The organism is Kitasatospora sp. NPDC056783, from assembly GCF_042789895.1.
In the GTDB taxonomy this organism is placed as follows: Bacteria; Actinomycetota; Actinomycetes; order Streptomycetales; family Streptomycetaceae; genus Kitasatospora.
The window spans coordinates 37,227-52,286 of sequence record NZ_JBHUAF010000011.1 but is presented as its reverse complement, the minus strand read 5'-3'; the positions used below and the strand labels follow the sequence as shown (position 1 = coordinate 52,286).

At 75.2% G+C, this 15,060-nt stretch carries 18 protein-coding genes and 1 riboswitch; of the genes, 14 read left to right on the top strand and 4 right to left on the bottom strand.

From position 1 onward, the window contains the following. Positions 1-44: 44 nt before the first annotated feature. Positions 45-893 (bottom strand): M23 family metallopeptidase, encoded by an 849-nt coding sequence (locus ACFRMQ_RS03900; RefSeq protein ID WP_380726588.1) that lies wholly within the window; start codon positions 891-893, stop codon positions 45-47. Between the two features lie 12 nt (positions 894-905). Next, a riboswitch (cyclic di-AMP (ydaO/yuaA leader) is annotated at positions 906-1,064 on the bottom strand. Positions 1,065-1,259: 195 nt separating this feature from the next. Here ACFRMQ_RS03900 and ACFRMQ_RS03895 point away from each other — a divergent pair. From ACFRMQ_RS03895 to ACFRMQ_RS03850, 10 genes are all read left to right on the top strand, one after another. Further along, positions 1,260-1,550 carry a YiaA/YiaB family inner membrane protein gene (locus tag ACFRMQ_RS03895; RefSeq protein ID WP_380726586.1) on the top strand — a complete coding sequence of 97 codons (291 nt, stop codon included), beginning with the start codon at positions 1,260-1,262 and terminating at the stop codon, positions 1,548-1,550. Between the two features lie 120 nt (positions 1,551-1,670). Beyond that, positions 1,671-2,501 carry an alpha/beta fold hydrolase gene (locus ACFRMQ_RS03890; protein WP_380726584.1) on the top strand — a complete coding sequence of 277 codons (831 nt, stop codon included), beginning with the start codon at positions 1,671-1,673 and terminating at the stop codon, positions 2,499-2,501. Positions 2,502-2,549: 48 nt separating this feature from the next. Then, positions 2,550-3,116 (top strand): TetR/AcrR family transcriptional regulator, encoded by a 567-nt coding sequence (locus tag ACFRMQ_RS03885; RefSeq protein WP_380726582.1) that lies wholly within the window; start codon positions 2,550-2,552, stop codon positions 3,114-3,116. Between the two features lie 340 nt (positions 3,117-3,456). Next, complete coding sequence (locus ACFRMQ_RS03880; RefSeq protein WP_380726592.1) at positions 3,457-4,662, top strand: sensor histidine kinase; 1,206 nt, start codon at positions 3,457-3,459, stop codon at positions 4,660-4,662. Positions 4,663-4,707: 45 nt separating this feature from the next. Then, positions 4,708-5,121 (top strand): roadblock/LC7 domain-containing protein, encoded by a 414-nt coding sequence (locus tag ACFRMQ_RS03875; protein WP_380726580.1) that lies wholly within the window; start codon positions 4,708-4,710, stop codon positions 5,119-5,121. Further along, complete coding sequence (locus ACFRMQ_RS03870; RefSeq protein ID WP_380694179.1) at positions 5,118-5,465, top strand: DUF742 domain-containing protein; 348 nt, start codon at positions 5,118-5,120, stop codon at positions 5,463-5,465. Before ACFRMQ_RS03875 ends, ACFRMQ_RS03870 begins: the two co-directional genes overlap by 4 nt. Further along, on the top strand, positions 5,443-6,078 hold the full coding sequence (locus tag ACFRMQ_RS03865) for an ATP/GTP-binding protein (RefSeq protein ID WP_380694177.1): 636 nt from the start codon (positions 5,443-5,445) through the stop codon (positions 6,076-6,078). The genes ACFRMQ_RS03870 and ACFRMQ_RS03865 overlap by 23 nt, the downstream gene beginning before the upstream one ends. Continuing rightward, entirely contained in the window at positions 6,075-7,556 is a 1,482-nt protein-coding gene (locus ACFRMQ_RS03860; protein ID WP_380726578.1) for a cytochrome P450, read from the top strand. Before ACFRMQ_RS03865 ends, ACFRMQ_RS03860 begins: the two co-directional genes overlap by 4 nt. Then, positions 7,541-8,686: a cytochrome P450 gene (locus tag ACFRMQ_RS03855; protein ID WP_380726576.1), complete on the top strand. Its 1,146-nt coding sequence runs from the start codon at positions 7,541-7,543 to the stop codon at positions 8,684-8,686. Before ACFRMQ_RS03860 ends, ACFRMQ_RS03855 begins: the two co-directional genes overlap by 16 nt. Before the next feature lie 65 nt (positions 8,687-8,751). Then, the gene (locus ACFRMQ_RS03850; RefSeq protein ID WP_380726573.1) at positions 8,752-9,012 is read left to right on the top strand and encodes a hypothetical protein; all 261 of its coding nucleotides are present in this window, start codon (positions 8,752-8,754) and stop codon (positions 9,010-9,012) included. Between the two features lie 83 nt (positions 9,013-9,095). On the opposite strand, the gene ACFRMQ_RS03845 is transcribed toward ACFRMQ_RS03850, so the two are convergent. Further along, entirely contained in the window at positions 9,096-9,920 is an 825-nt protein-coding gene (locus ACFRMQ_RS03845; RefSeq protein ID WP_380726571.1) for an isocitrate lyase/phosphoenolpyruvate mutase family protein, read from the bottom strand. Then, the gene (locus tag ACFRMQ_RS03840; RefSeq protein ID WP_380726569.1) at positions 9,917-10,405 is read right to left on the bottom strand and encodes a carboxymuconolactone decarboxylase family protein; all 489 of its coding nucleotides are present in this window, start codon (positions 10,403-10,405) and stop codon (positions 9,917-9,919) included. Before ACFRMQ_RS03840 ends, ACFRMQ_RS03845 begins: the two co-directional genes overlap by 4 nt. 136 nt (positions 10,406-10,541) lie before the next feature. Here ACFRMQ_RS03840 and ACFRMQ_RS03835 point away from each other — a divergent pair, with 136 nt between their 5' ends. The 3 genes from ACFRMQ_RS03835 to ACFRMQ_RS03825 all read left to right on the top strand — a co-directional run bounded on the left by ACFRMQ_RS03835 (position 10,542) and on the right by ACFRMQ_RS03825 (position 12,670). After that, positions 10,542-11,324: an NRDE family protein gene (locus ACFRMQ_RS03835; protein ID WP_380726567.1), complete on the top strand. Its 783-nt coding sequence runs from the start codon at positions 10,542-10,544 to the stop codon at positions 11,322-11,324. Between the two features lie 94 nt (positions 11,325-11,418). Then, positions 11,419-11,634: a hypothetical protein gene (locus tag ACFRMQ_RS03830; protein WP_380726565.1), complete on the top strand. Its 216-nt coding sequence runs from the start codon at positions 11,419-11,421 to the stop codon at positions 11,632-11,634. A gap of 109 nt (positions 11,635-11,743) precedes the next feature. Continuing rightward, positions 11,744-12,670 carry an undecaprenyl-diphosphate phosphatase gene (locus tag ACFRMQ_RS03825; protein WP_380726563.1) on the top strand — a complete coding sequence of 309 codons (927 nt, stop codon included), beginning with the start codon at positions 11,744-11,746 and terminating at the stop codon, positions 12,668-12,670. On the opposite strand, the gene ACFRMQ_RS03820 is transcribed toward ACFRMQ_RS03825, so the two are convergent. After that, positions 12,655-13,365 carry an alpha/beta fold hydrolase gene (locus tag ACFRMQ_RS03820; RefSeq protein ID WP_380726561.1) on the bottom strand — a complete coding sequence of 237 codons (711 nt, stop codon included), beginning with the start codon at positions 13,363-13,365 and terminating at the stop codon, positions 12,655-12,657. The two genes, ACFRMQ_RS03825 and ACFRMQ_RS03820, sit on opposite strands and share 16 nt — an antisense overlap. A 128-nt stretch (positions 13,366-13,493) precedes the next feature. Between ACFRMQ_RS03820 and ACFRMQ_RS03815 the strand changes: the two genes are divergently transcribed. Continuing rightward, positions 13,494-14,918, top strand: a complete 1,425-nt coding sequence (locus ACFRMQ_RS03815; RefSeq protein ID WP_380726559.1) for a PLP-dependent aminotransferase family protein — start codon at positions 13,494-13,496, stop codon at positions 14,916-14,918. The last annotated feature ends 142 nt before the right edge of the window (positions 14,919-15,060 follow it).

The following is a 15,060-nucleotide window of genomic DNA, read 5'->3' as shown; positions in this document are numbered from 1 at the left end:
GGCCCGGAGCGCGTGCGCTCCGGGCCGGGGGCTCCGCGGCCGTGTCAGGGGTTGAGGCCGTGCTGCTGGAGCCAGGGCTCCGGGTCGACCGGGGCGCCGCCGCCCGGGCGGACCTCCAGGTGCAGGTGCGGGCCGGTGACGTTGCCGGTGGCGCCGACCTTGCCGATCTGCTGGCCGCCGGTGACCGGGCCGGAGCCCTTGGTGATCGCGGAGAGGTGGCAGTACCAGATCTCGGTGCCGTCGGGCAGCGTCTCGACGATCCGGTAGCCGTACGAGCCGGCCCAGCCGGCCGAGGTGATGGTGCCCTGGCCGAGCGCGTGGACCGGGGTGCCGGTGTCGGCGGCGAAGTCCAGGCCGGTGTGCAGGTTGGCCCAGTAGCGGGCGCTCTGGCCGTAGTGGGCGGAGAGCCGGTAGTCCGTCACCGGGAGGGTGAGGGCGGCGGCCTTGGCCCGTTCGGCCTCCTCGGCGGCGCGCTTGGCCTCGGCTTCCTTGGCGGCGGCCTTGGCCTCGGCCTCCTGCGCGGCCTGGAGGCGGGCGTTCTCCTCGGCGGCGGTGCGCTGGCTGTCGGCCTGGTGCTGGATCCGGGCCGCGAGTGCGAGACCGGGGTCGGCGGCGAGCGCGACCGGGGTCTCGTCGGGGGCCTCGACGGCGGGGGCGGCGGCCGGGGGCGCCGAGGCGAAGCCGGTGGCGCCCAGGGTGGCGGCGACGGCGGTGACGCCGAGCAGCGGGGAGGCTCCGCGGGTCTGACGCGGCATCCGGTGGCGGTTGGTCTCGGCCTCCGCGGCGAAGGCCTCCGGGCCGAAGTCCTCGGGGCCGTCCGCGCCGGGGTGGTCGAGCAGCTGGGTACCGGCCGCGAAGCCGGCCGGGTGTGCCGGGGTGTGCGTCGACGCCACGGAGGCGCGCTCCTTTCCTTCCTTCGCGCCTACCGGGTTAGCTGACGGGTTCGGAGCAGGAAGGTCTCCTACGGCCGGGCCGGGGCCCCGCCGATTCACCCCAAGGAACGTGGTTCCCCGGCTCCCTGGCCTGCCCGGAGGCCGGCCGGCGGGATTAGGCGACGGCGCACGGTGCCGTCTGGTTACGGCGTTGACGACCGCGCTGCGTTATCAAACGTTAATCCTAGGAGGCCCTGATTCCAAGCCACCCGTGTGGAGCAGCTTAGGCCCTGACGATCGAGCGTCAACGAACGACCCCTCATGCACGGGCCCATCTGAGTACCCCTACTCATGTGCGACCCGCCACGGCGGCCACATCCTGACGCCATGAGCGCACCGATGCAGACCCGAACGACGGCCGCGTACCACATCCAGGCCATCATCTCCTTCGCCCTGTCGGGCACCGCCCTCGCCATCGGGATCGCCCGCCTGCCGGTCGGCGGGTGGACCAGGGCGTTCCTCGGACTCGGCCTCCTCTACACCGTCACCTCCGCGTTCACCCTGGCGAAGGTGATCCGGGACCGCCAGGAGTCCAACGAGATGGTCACCCGGGTCGACCAGGCCCGACTGGAGAAGCTGCTCAGCGAGCACGACCCGTTCAAGGTGGAAGGGGTCTGACCCATCCCCCTCGGGGCCGGGGCGGCACCGACGCTTGACGGCTAAGGCTATTAGCCTTAGCTTTATGGCTATCGGCGGCAGCGCCGACGTTCCGCACCCCCGGCCCGAGGAGGACCACCCATGAACGGCACCATCACCCCGAGCACCCAGTACCTGACCGTTCCCGGCGGCCGGATCTCCTTCGACGACACCCGGCAGGGCGACGGCACCCCCGTCGTCCTGCTCCCGGGCATGCTCGACAGCCGGGCCACCTACCGGCACCTGCGCCCGCTGCTCGCCGCCGCCGGCCACCGGGTGATCACCATGGACCTCCGGGGCTTCGGCGAATCCTCCCTGGTCTGGGACGACTACGGCCCGGCCGCCCTGGCCGGCGACGTCCTCGCCCTGCTCGACCACCTCGGCATCGAGCGCGCCGTCCTCGCCGGGAACTCGTACACCGGGGCGACGGTCGTCAAGGCCGCCGGGGACGCGCCCGAGCGGGTCGCCGGGATCGTGCTGATCGACGCCTTCATCGAGAACCCTCCGCCGGGCGCCCTGATGCGCGGCGCCATGGGCCTGCTGGGCGCCGCCTTCGTCCACTGGCCGGCCGCCTGGGGCTTCTACCTGCGCAAGATGGCCTTCCCCGGCGCCAAGCCCGCCGACTTCGACGCGTACGTGGACGGGCTGGTCGCCGCGCTGCGCACCCCCGGCCGGAAGACCGCCACCCGCGGGTACGTCCGGGGCGACTCGACGCCGGTCGGCTGGACGGCCGCGGTGCGCTGCCCGGCGCTGGTGCTGATGGGCGGCGCGGACCCCGACTTCCCGAAGCCGGAACTGGTCGCCGACCGGCAGGCCGCCGCCCTGGGCGGCGCGCGGAAGGTGATGATCGAGGGCTCCGGGCACTACCCGATGGCCGACAACCCGGCCGCCACCGCGGCCGCCCTGCTGCCGTTCCTCGCCGAACTCGGCTGAGCCCCGCCCCGCCCGTCCACCGAACCTCCGCACGAAGGACCCGAACCCATGCCCCGCGTAGGACTGACCCCCGAGCAGGTCGTCGACCACGCCCTCGCCCTCATCGACGAACAGGGCACCGAGGCCCTCACCCTGGCCTCGGTCGCCGCCCGGGCCGGCGTCGCCACCCCCTCGCTGTACAAGCACGTCAGCGGCGGCCTGGCCGAACTGCGGCGGCTGATCGCCGTCCGGGTCACCGGGGACCTGGCCGACCGGCTGGCCGAGGCGGCGGTCGGCCGCAGCGGGGACGACGCCGTGGCCGCCCTCCTGCGCGCCTACCACGCGTACGCCACCGAGTACCCGCACCGCTACCACGCGCTCCCCCAGGCCCCGCGTCCCGACGACGACCTGACCCGGGCGGCCGGCCGGCTGGTCGGCGTGATCATCGCCGTCCTGCGGGAGTACGGACTCGACGGCTCCGAGGCGATCCACGCCGCTCGCACCGTCCGCTCCCTCGCCCACGGCTTCGCCTCGCTCGCCACCGCCGGCGCCTTCCAGCTCGCCGAGGACCTCGGCACCACCCACGACCGCCTCATCACCACCCTCACCACCGGCCTGCGCAGCTGGCCCGCGTAGCGGGGTGCGCGGGGGACGCGCGAGGAGGGGACGCCCGAGGGACGCGCGAGGGGCGCGGGCGCGAACCCGGCGCGGGCACCCCCGCACCGGGCGACGCCCCTTGAGAACACCGCGCACACGAACCCCACACATCCCGGGACGCGATCCGGCCAACCGGCTCGATTCCGACGCTTGCCGTACGGGCCGGTCGGATCGGTTCAAGGCCTCGTCAGGCGGGGGGATCGGGGACGAACGAGTGCCGATTGACGCCGAATTGACTCGATATTGACGAGATCCGGTCACTTGGCGAGATCCGTTCACACCTTCGTAGGATCATCACCCTAGAATTCGCGGCGTGACGATGACTCAGTGGTCCGTAACGGCAACCGGCGTGCTCGCCGTCCTCGCCCTCGTGGCCGCCGCGCGGTACCGCGCCGTGTCCGTCACCCAGCGCGGCCGCGCCGACCGGCTGCACCGCGAACTCGCCACCCTCCAGGAGCGACTGGCCACCGAGCTCGCCCGCCGCGGCGCCGACCTCGCCGCCGTCCAGCAGGAGCACGAGCACACCGCCTCCACCCAGCGGGCCTTCCTCAGCGTCGCCCGCCGCATCCTGGTGATGGCCCACGACCAGCAGGCGCTGCTGGACGAGATGGAACGCACCCACGACGACCCGACGCTGCTGGAGGGCCTGCTCAAGGCCGACCACGCGGCCGCCCAACAGGCCCGGCTGGCCCAGACCCTGGCCGTGCTGTGCGGCGCCCGGGCCGGCCGGCACTGGCCGGAACCGGTCTCCCTGGAGGACGTGGTCCGCGGCGCCCAGTCGCGCATCCTGCCGTTCCAGCGCGTGGTGGTGCGCAGCCGGATCGAGACCGCGGTGGTCGGCGCCGCGGCCGAGGCGCTGATCCACGCGATCGCCGAACTGCTGGACAACGCCACCCGCTACTCCCCGCCCAGCACCCAGGTGTTCGTCACCCTGATGCCGGTGCACAACGGCGCCGTCATCGAGATCGACGACGGCGGCGTCGGCATGCCGGAACAGGCCGTCGCCAAGGCCGCCGCCGCACTGGCCGGCGGCAGCACCCTGGAGGTCTCCCGGCTGGGCGAGGTGCCGCAGTTGGGCCTGGCCGCGGTCGGCCGGCTCGCCGAGCAGTACGGATTCCGGGTCACGCTCAGCTCGGCGCCCTCCCCGTACGGCGGTGTGCGGGTGGTCCTGCTGCTGCCGAACGCGCTGCTCACCGAGCCGCTGCCGCCCACCGTCCCCGGCCTCGGGCCGGACGACCGGGCGTTCAGCCCCGGCCCCCGGCCGGCCATTCCCGCCGACCACCCCCTGGTGGAGACCCCGCCCGGCCGGTCCGCCGCACCCGGCGACACCCCACCGCCCCTGCCCCGCCGCAGCCACCGGCGGGGCCGTACCGGCCGCGCCGCCCAGCACGCCGCTCCCCAGCCGCCGCCCGAGCCGCCCTACCGCTCGGCCCGGGACGCGCAGGCGTTCATGGCGATGTTCCAGGCCGGCACCGCCAGCGGTCGATCGGCCGCCCGGACCCAGATCCCGCCCGGCCCCCACTGACCTTCCCCCGCTTCCCCCGACTTCCCCAGCGCTCCGGAGACTCCCATGACCACCACCCCTGATCTCGGCTGGCTGCTCGCCGACATCATCGCCGTCCCGCAGGTCCAGCACGCCGTCGTCGTCTCCAACGACGGCCTGGAGATCGGCCGCAGCGGGGACATCGCGCGCGAGGACGCCGAGCGGCTGGCCGCCGCCTGCTCCGGGCTCCAGTCGCTGGCCCGCGGCGTCGCGGCGGGCTTCGGCGGGCCGGGCAGCGCCACCCGCCAGATCATCATCGAGTACGGCGGCGGCTACCTCTTCGTGGTCGCGGCCGGGGCCGGCGCGCACCTGGCCGTGGTGGCCGGCGAGGCGGTCGACGCCGGCCTGGTCGCGTACCAGATGCAGGTCCTGGTCGAGCGGATCGGCACCCACCTCACCAGCCCGCCGCGCGTCGACCACGCGTCGGGGGGCCACCGGTGAGCGGCCCGGTCCGGCCGTACGTCATCACCGGTGGGCGCAGCCGCCCCACCCGGGCCGAACTGGCCGTGGAGAGCCTGGTCAGCGCGTTACCCGGGCCCGTCGAGCTGCCCGAGCACCCGCTGCTGAACCGGGAGCACCGGCGCATCCTCGGCCTCTGTCACAGTCTGCTGTCCATCGCCGAGGTGGCGGCCCACCTGGGGTTGCCGCTCGGCGTGGTCAAGGTGCTGGTCGGGGACCTGTGGGACCTCGGCGCCGTGCAGGTGCTCCCGCCCGTTCCGCAGGCCGAACGCCTGCCCGCAACCCTCCTGGAAGAGGTGCTCGTTGGCCTCCGCCAACTCCGCTGAAGCCGTCCCCGGGGCCTCCGGGTCCGCCGAGGGACCGCAGTACCTGCCCTCCTCGGTGCAGGGCGCCGTCAAGATCCTGGTCACCGGTCCGTTCGGGGTGGGCAAGACCACCCTGGTCGGCTCGCTCAGCGAGATCACCCCGCTGCGCACCGAGGAGACCATGACCGCCGCCAGCAGCGGCGTCGACGACCTCACCGGACGCCCCGGCAAGACGACCACCACGGTGGCCCTGGACTTCGGCCGGATCACGCTCAACTCCCGGCTCGCGCTGTACCTGTTCGGCACGCCCGGACAGCAGCGGTTCTGGCCGCTGTGGGACGACCTGTCGCGCGGCGCGCTCGGCGCCATCGCCATGGTCGACCTGCGCCGCCCGGACGAGAGCTTCGACGTGCTCGGCCGGCTGGAGGAGCAGCGCATCCCGTTCGCGGTGGCCGTCAACACCTTCCCGGACACGCCGAGTTACCCGGAGGAGGAGCTGCGGTCGGCACTGGACCTGCTGCCGGAGGTGCCGATCCTGTTCTGTGACGCCCGGGACCGCCGGCAGTCGTACGACCTGCTGATCGACTTCGTGGACCACCTGCACCGCAGCTCGATCCTGGAGCTCCAGGGATGACCGCCCCCGAACCCCCCGGCGTCCCCGGCGTCCCCGGCGCCCCCGGGTGCCCCGTCGCCCACGGCGGCGGCCTGCCCGGCGGGCTGCCCGTCGGGGTGCCGCTGACCCCCTTGTACGGCCCGGCCCTCGCCGAGGACCCGCACGGCCTGTACGCCCGACTGCGCGAGCGCTACGGGCCGGTCGCGCCGATCGAGCTGGAGCCCGGAGTCGAGGCCTGGCTCGTCCTCGGCTACGGCGAGCTGCTCGAACTCACCCGCAACGAGGCGCTGTTCTCCAAGGACTCGCGCCGCTGGCGGGTGCCCGCCGAGGGCCGGCTGGCCGCCGACTCCCGGCTGCTGCCGATGACCGCCTGGCGGCCCACCCTGCTCAACCTGGACGGCGCCGAGCACCAGCGGCTGCGCGCCGCCGTCTCGGACACCCTCGCCCAGATCGACCACCGCCAGCTGCGCGGGACCACCGAGGCCGCGGCGAACGGGCTGATCGACGGCTGGGGTCCGGACGGCACCGCCGACCTGGTCGCCCAGTACGCGGAGCGGCTGCCGCTGCTGGTCTTCACCCAGCTGCTCGGCCTGCCCGCCGACGCCGGCCCGTACCTGATCCGGCTGATCAACGACATCTCCGACAGCGGCACCGAATCGGTGCGCGCCAACGAGGAGTTCCACGCGATCGTGGTCGACCTGGTGCGCCGCCGCCGGGCCGAGCCCAGCGCCGACCTCACCTCCTGGCTGCTGGCCCACCCGGCCGCGCTGACCGACGAGGAGGCGGTGCACCAGCTGGTGGTGATGATGGTCGCCGGGAACGAGACCACCATCGGCTGGACCGGCAACACGCTGCGGCTGCTGCTCACCGACCGCCGCTTCCGGGCCACCCTCACCGGCGGGCGGCTGACCGTCGCCGACGCGCTGGAGGAGGTGCTCTGGCGCGACCCGCCGACGCAGAACTTCCCCGGCCGCTGGGCCACCGGCGACACCGTGCTCGGCGGCCAGTACATCAGCCGGGGCGACCTGCTCGTCCTCGGCCTGGCCGCGGCCAACGCCGACCCGGCCGCGCAGGGCGTCTCGGCCGCCGCGCAGGGCTCGCTCGGCGGCAACCGGGCGCACCTCGCCTGGGGCGCGGGCAAGCACGTCTGCCCGGCCCAGCACCCGGCCCGGATCATCGTCGAGACCGCCGTCGAGACCCTGCTCCACCGCCTGCCGGACCTCCAGCTCGCCGTCCCCGCGAGCGAGTTGACCTGGCGGCAATCGCCGTGGGCGCGGGCCCTGACCTCCCTGCCGGTGCTCTACAGCGCGTTCACCCCGCCCCGCCCGCCCGCTCCCGAGAGGCCCGCATGGACACCGCCACCGGCTCCGGAAACCGCGCCGAGCCCGTCAGACTCGACCCCTTCGGCCGCGACCAGCACGGCGAGAACGCCCGACTCCGGGCGGCCGGCCCCGCGGTCCTGGTGGAGCTCCCTGGCGGGGTGGTGGTCTGGGCGGTAACCCACCACGACACCCTCCAGTCGCTGCTGGCCGACCCCCGGGTCGGCAAGGACGCCCGGCTCTGGAACACCTTCCGGCAGAACCGGCTGCCGGAGAACTGGCCGCTGCTCAGCTTCGTGACCGTCCCCGGCATGGTCACCACCGACGGCGAGGACCACCGACGGCTGCGCGGGCTGGTCTCGCAGGCCTTCACCCCGCGCCGGACAGCCGCGCTGGCGCCCGCGATCGAGGCCCGGACGGTCGCGCTGCTGGACGAGGTCGCCGGGCTGGAGGGCGAGTTCGACCTGCGGCGGCACTTCGCCTACCCGCTGCCGATGCAGGTGATCGGCGAACTGCTCGGCCTGGCCCCGGAGCAGCAGGACGAGCTGCACGAGCTGTCCGACACCCTGGTCTCCAGCTCGGCCGCCCCGGCCGAGGCGCTCGCCGCGAAGCGGGGCCTGGACCGGCTGCTGGCCTCGGTGGTGGCCGCCAAGCGGGCCGAACCCGGCGACGACCTGACCAGCGACCTGATCGCCGTCCACGAGGCCGACCGGCCCGATGAGTGCCAGGCCGACGGGAACCGGCCCGACGAGCGGCAGCCCGAGGAGCGCCGGCGGCTCAGCGAGGCCGAGTTGGTCGGCACCCTGCTGCTGATGCTGGTCGCCGGGCACGAGACCACGCTCAACCTGATCACCAACGCCGTCCGCGCCCTGCTCACCCACCCGGACCAGCTGCGGCTGGTGCTGGACGGGGAGCAGCCGTGGTCGGCGGTGGTCGAGGAGACGCTGCGCCACGACTCCCCGGTCGGACAGTTCCCGCTGCGCTACGCGACCGAGGACATCGCGGTCGGCGACGTGGTGATCCGGCGCGGCGAGGCGCTGCTGGCCTCGTACGCGGCGGCCGGACGGGACTCCGGGCACCACCCGGACGCGGACCGCTTCGACCTCACCCGGCAGCCCGCCAAGCACCTGTCGTTCGGCCACGGCCCGCACTTCTGCCTCGGCTCCGGGCTCGCCCGGCTGGAGGCGGAGACGGCGCTGCGGCACCTGTTCGCCCGTTTCCCGGGGCTGGCCCTGGCGCCGGGGCGGACCGACGAGCCGATCGCGTCGTTCGTCGGCAACAGCGTGAGCACCCTGTGGGTGACGGTCTGAGCTTGCGCGGGTGACGGTCGGGCCCCGCCGGTTACCTGAGGGCGGTCCGGGTCGTTCGGCAGGGCATGAAGAAACTCGCCACCCTGGCCGCCCTCACCATGGCCGGCCTCGCCCTCGCCGTCCCGGCGGCCTCCGCCACCACCCAGACCGCCTCCTCGCCGGACGTCACCGGCGGGCTCACCGACGGGCTCACCCTCTCCCCGGCCGACCTGGCGCTGCGGACCGCCGGCAAGCTCCCGGTGGTCGGGAAGGCGGCCAACGAGATCGAGGCGATCGGGGACAACCAGATGCAGCACCCGGGGCTCAGCGGGCACGTCCTGAACTGACCGGCCCGACCCGGTGCCCGGCCCGTGGGCAGCCGACCGGCCCCCGAACGGCCGGCCGCCCACGGCGCCCCGGCGCGCGGGACTCAGCCGGCGGACAGCCGGTTGAGTTCCGGGTAGCCCAGCCCGTCGGCGAGAGCGGTGTAGGTGCCGCTCCCGTACACCTCCTCGGCGGCCCGGCGGACCGCCGCGTACGCCACCTCGGCCAGTCCCGGGCCCAGGCTGATCCGGGCCACGCCCAGTTTCGCCAGCTCGGCGACCGGCGGTGCGGCCGGGCCGGCCAGCACGTTCAGCGGGGCCGGGACGGCCTCGACCAGGGCGGCGATGGTCTCCGGGTCGGACACGCCGGGGACGAACACCCCGTCCGCGCCCGCCGCCAGGTAGGCCCGCAGCCGGTGGACGGCGTCGTCCAGCCGGCCCTCCGGCGCGCCGATCCCGTGCAGGAAGACGTCGGTGCGCGCGTTGACGAAGAGCGGCACCCCGGCCGTGTCCGCCGCCGCCCGGGCGGCCGCGATCCGCTCGGCGGCCTCCGCCGGCGGGCGGCCCTCGTCCTCCAGGTTCACCCCGACGGCGCCGGTGGCGAGCAGCGCGGCGACCGTCTCGCCGACCCCGGCGGCGGTGGCCGCGTAGCCGCTCTCCAGGTCCGCGGTGACCGGCAGGCCGACCGCGTGGACGATCCGGGCGGTCCGGGCCAGCACCTGTTCGCGGTCGGCGCCGCCGCCGTCCGCGGCGCCGAGCGACCAGGAGACGCCGGCGCTGGCCGTCGCCACCGCCCGCGCTCCCGCTTCGGCCACCAGCCGGGCGCTCGGCACGTCCCAGGCGTTCGCCAGCACCAACGGCTCGCCCGGGCGGTGCAGTTCGCGCAGCAGCCGGGCCCGCTCCCGCTGGACGACCGGGTCGACGGTGCTCACTTCGCCGCCGGGCTCATCCGGGTGGTGATGCTGAGCCGGTTCCAGACGTTGATCGTGGCGATCACCGCGATCAGCTGGGCCAGTTCGGTCTCGTCGAACCGGGCGGCGGCCTCCGCGAAGACGGCGTCCGGCACGTGGCCCTCGGTCACCAGGGTGATCGACTCGGTGAGGGCCAGGGCGGCGCGCTCGCGGGCGGTGAACCACGGGGTCTCGCGCCAGGCCGGGAGGGAGAGCAGGCGGTGGTCCTGCTCGCCGTGCCGGTACCCCTCGGCGGAGTGCATGTCGATGCAGTAGGCGCAGCCGTTGATCATCGAGGCGTGCACCTTGACCAGGTGGGCGAGCTTCGGGTCGAGGCCCTGCCGGGAGGCCCGCTCCACGGCGGTCATCGCCTGGTAGTACTCGGGTGCGAGCTTGAACATCTCCAGTCGCTGCTCGGGGGCGGGCACCGGGGCCCCGTTCGTACCGGCGGTCTCGTTCGTCGTCATGCCGCCAGCCTAGGAGCGCGGTGGCCTGCCGTCCTGGTGCGTTCGGCCGCCCGGTTCTTGGGCCACTTCCGGGGTGCGAACGGCCGTGCGAGGATCGCGGAACAGGAGACCACGAACGGGGTCAGGGGGCAACGAGGTGTGTACGGCGTTCGTCAGCGTCGAGCCGGGAGCGGCGGTGCCGGTCCTGCTGCTGTCCGTGCGGGACGAGTACCTGGGCCGCGCCTGGCTGCCGCCGGACCACCACTGGCCGGACCGGCCCGAACTGCTCGGCGGACTGGACCTCGCGGCCGGCGGCACCTGGCTGGCCGTCGACCCGGGCCGGCGCACCGCCGCCTGCCTGCTGAACGGCTTCGGCCCGCTCGCCCCCGCCGACGCCCGGCTCACCCGCGGCCGGCTGCCGCTCACCGCCGTCCGGGAGGGCGGCATCGGCCACCTCGACCTCGGCCCGTACGACCCGTTCCACCTCGTCGTGGTCCGGGCCGACGGCGCCCGGGTGTCCAGCTGGGACGGCGGGCGGCTGGAGGAGCGCGAACTGCCGCCCGGGCTGAGCGTGGTGCTCAACGACGGGCTGGAGGGCCTGGCCGCCGAGCGGGCCGCCTCCGGGCGGATCCGCGCGCTGATGGCCGCGCGCGCCGCCCACTTCCGGGCCCGCTTCACCGCCGAGCCCCGGCCCGAGCCGACCGGCACGGAGCCCGCCGCGGCGGCCTGGGGCGGGTGGCTGCCGATCGTCACCGGGGACGGGCTGGCACCGGACGCGGACGCCGCGCTGGTCCAGCGGCGGGACTTCGGCGACGGGCGGATCTGGGGTTCCTCGTCGATCTCGCTGCTGGCGTTCGGGCCGGACCTGGTGCGCTACGACTTCTCGTCCGCGCCGGCCGCCGCGGACGGGTCGGGGTGGCGCCGGATCGCGGTGGACTGACCGGCGCGGGCCCGGCCGGCCACGGAAAAGGACTTGAACCTCACGCTGCGGGAGGCGGCATCGTGGCGCGGGTCGAGCCCGAAGGAGACCCGCCATGGACCGACCGGACCGCCCGGACCGCCCCCGCCGCCTGCTCCCCCTGCTGACCGTCGCCCTGCCGCTGGTGGGCACGCCCGCCGCGGTGACCGCCGTCGCCCTGTTCGGCGACGTCGCGCACCGGGCCGTCCCGTCCGCCACCGTCCTGACCGCCGCGGCGACGGCCCTGCTCGGGCACCTCTGCCCCAATGTCCTCCAGCCGTACGGTCGGTGAACTTCTGACGGCGGGAGCGACCGGGGTTGGCGAACGTCTACATGCGCGTAGTAGCTTCGCGAGGGCCCCGGATCCGGCCGGCCACCGACCCCCCGAGCGAAGGTGCGCGATGTCGACCCTGACCTACCCGGAAGCGATAGGCGTCGGCCTGCTCCAGGGCGTGACGGAACTCTTCCCGGTCTCCAGCCTCGGCCACAGCATCCTGGTGCCCGCCCTGCTCGGCGGGAAGGTCCAGCACGACCTCGACATGACCGCCGAGGGCTCCTCCTACCTCGCCGCCCTGGTCGCCCTGCACCTGGCCACCGCCCTCGCGCTGGTGGTCTACTTCCGCAAGGACTGGGTCCGGGTGATCGACGGGCTGATCGGCTCGATCCGGCACCGCCGGGTGGAGACCCGCAACGAGAAGCTCGCCTGGCTGCTCATCCTCTCCACCATCCCGGTCGGCGTGGCCGGCCTCGCCCTGGAGAAGGCGCTGCGCAACGCGCTCGGCAAACCCGTCCCGGCGGCGGTCTTCCTCGCCCTCAACGGACTCGTGCTGCTCGGCGCCGAGCGGCTCAAGCGCGGCGGCACCGGGCGCCGCAGGGCCGGGAACGGCGGGCACGCCGCCCCCGCCGACGCGCCGGGCCCGGACCCGGCGATCGCCTCCGACCAGCGGCTGACCAGGCTGAGCTTCGGACAGGGCGCCTGGATCGGCGCCGCCCAGATCCTCGCGCTGTTCCCCGGCATCAGCCGCTCCGGCGTCACCATGAGCGCCGGCGTCCTGCGCGGCCTGCACCACGAGGACGCCGCCCGGTTCTCCTTCCTGCTCGCCACCCCGGTCATCCTGGCCGCCTCGGCGCTGAAGGTGCCCGAGCTGTTCAAGCCGGAGAACTCCGGCGTGCTCGGCCCGGTCCTCGCGGGCAGCGTCGCCGCCTTCGTGGCCGGCTACGTCTCGGTGCGCTTCCTCACCAAGTACTTCGAGACCCGCAGCCTGACCCCGTTCGCGGTCTACTGCTTCCTGGCCGGCACCGCCAGTGCGGTCTACCTGTCGCTCTGAGCCATCCGGACCGCCCCGGCCAGGATCCGGGCGAGTTCGGCCGGGCGGGAGAACATCGGCCAGTGCCCGGTGTCCAGCTCCACCAGCCGCCAGTGGCCCGCCGAGACCAGCTCGGCGACCACCGGCGGCGGCTCCGGCCAGTCCATCAGGCACTTCACGTACACCGCCGGGAACGCGGCCAACGGGCCCTCCAGGAAGGCCGGTTCGGTCAGCGACGGGCCCGGGTGCGGGGTCGCCCCGGCCGCGATCCGGTGGATCTGCCCGACCGTCAGCCCCTGTTCGGCGAACTCGGCCGGCGGCAGCGGCGGCCACCAGCCCCCGTGCGCGGCGAGGTCCGCCCGCAGCGCGGCCGGCTCCGGCAGCTGGTCGGCGAAGGACTCCCCCGACACCGGCACGTTGGCGTCCACCAGGACCAGCCCAGCCAGCCGGTCACCGATCCGCTCGGCGGCCTGCCCCACCGGAATGCCCGAATAGCTGTGCCCGACCAGCACCACCTCGCGCAGGTCCAGCCGCTCCACCTCGGCGACGACGTCCGCCACGTGCGCCTGCTGCCCGGCGGGCACGCCGCCCTTCTCCGCGAGCCCGGAGAGGGTCAACGGGTACGCCCCGTGCCCGGCCTCCCGCAGCTCCGCCACCACCTCGTCCCACACCCAGGAACCCAGCCAAGCACCCGCCACCAGCACAAAGTTCGCCATGCGCGGCACCGTAGCGCGCGGTCCCGACGGCGGCCCGGGAACCGCCGGGAAACAACACGTGGAGGAAGCGTGGCGGCCGCGCCCGCCGCCGTGCCCGCGCCTCGGCCGCGCCACGGGAGAATGGGGCCGTGAGCACCTCCTGGACCGCCTTCGGCGGCGACCTGCACCTGGACCTCACCGAGCGGCGGGCCGCCGGCGCCGGACTGCGGGCCGCCCTGGAGGACGCGCTGCGCGAGGCCGTCCAGGACGGGCGGCTCGCCCCCGGCACCCGGCTGCCGTCCTCCCGCGCCCTCGGCGAGGATCTCGGGATCGCCCGCAACACCGTGGTCGAGGCGTACGGCCAGCTCACCGCCGAGGGCTGGCTCAGCTCCCGGCAGGGCTCCGGCACCACCGTCGCCCGGCGGACCGTGCCCTCCCCCGCCGTGCGGCCGTCCCGGCCGCCGACGCGTCGGCGCAGCGCCCGCCACGACCTGATGTCCGGTCGGCCCGACCTCTCGCTCTTCCCCCGCACCGCCTGGCTCGCCGCCGCCCGCCGCGCCCTCGCCACCGCGCCGCACGAGGTCCTCGACTACGGCAGCCCGCTCGGCCGGATCGAACTGCGGCAGGCGCTCACCCACTACCTGGCCCGGGTCCGCGGCGTCCGCACCGACCCCGACCACCTGCTCGTCTGCACCGGCGTCACCCAGGGCCTCGGCCTGGTCTGCGCGGCCCTGCGGGACCGCGGCGCCCGCGCGCTGGCCGTCGAGGAGTACGGGCTGCCGCCGCAGCACGCGACCGTCCGGGCCGCCGGGCTCACCACCGTGCCGGTGCCGCTGGACGCGGACGGTGCCCGCGTCGACCTGCTCGACGCCCGGGCCGGCGCCGTCCTGCTCACCCCGGCGCACCAGTACCCCACCGGCGCGGCGCTGTCCGCCGAGCGGCGGGCGGAGGCGGTGCGCTGGGCCCGGGAGCAGGACCGGTACGTCATCGAGGACGACTACGACGGCGAGTTCCGCTACGACCGGCAGCCGCTCGGCGCGATGCAGGCGCTGGACCCGGAACGGGTGGTGTACGCCGGGACGTCCGCCAAGAGCCTCGCGCCGGGCCTGCGGCTGGCCTGGCTGGCCCTGCCCGACGCGCTGGTCGAGCCGGTCGCCCGGCTGAAGTCGCTGGCCGACACGATGTCCCCGGTGCTGGACCAGCTGACGCTGGCGGAGCTGATCACCTCCGGCACGTACGACCGCCACGTGCGGCGCTGCCGCCTGCACTACCGGCGCCGGCGCGACCAGCTGGTGGCGGCGCTCGCCGAGCACGCCCCGCACGTCCGGGTCACCGGCATCGCGGCCGGCCTGCACGCCGTCCTCCAGCTGCCGCCCGGCTCCGCCCCCGAGCCCGAGCTGCTCGCCCGCGCCGAGCGGGCCGGTCTCGCCCTGGGCGGCCTCGGCCTGCACCGTGCCACCGGCCCGGCTCCCGCCGACGCCCCGCCCGCCCTCGTCATCGGCTACGCCACCCCGCCCGACCACGCCTTCCCGGCGGCGGTCCAGGCCCTCTGCGCACTGCTGCGCGGGACCTGAGCGAGCGGTTCGGCCGCTGCCGCGCCGGGCCCGGACGCCGGACGTGCGCCCCCCCCCGGGGTGGGAGGCGGTCGCCCGGGGGTGAGATACTTGGTTGGGCTGGCGCGGTGGAAGAGGGGGTTTTGGGTTCCCGCGCAGGAGG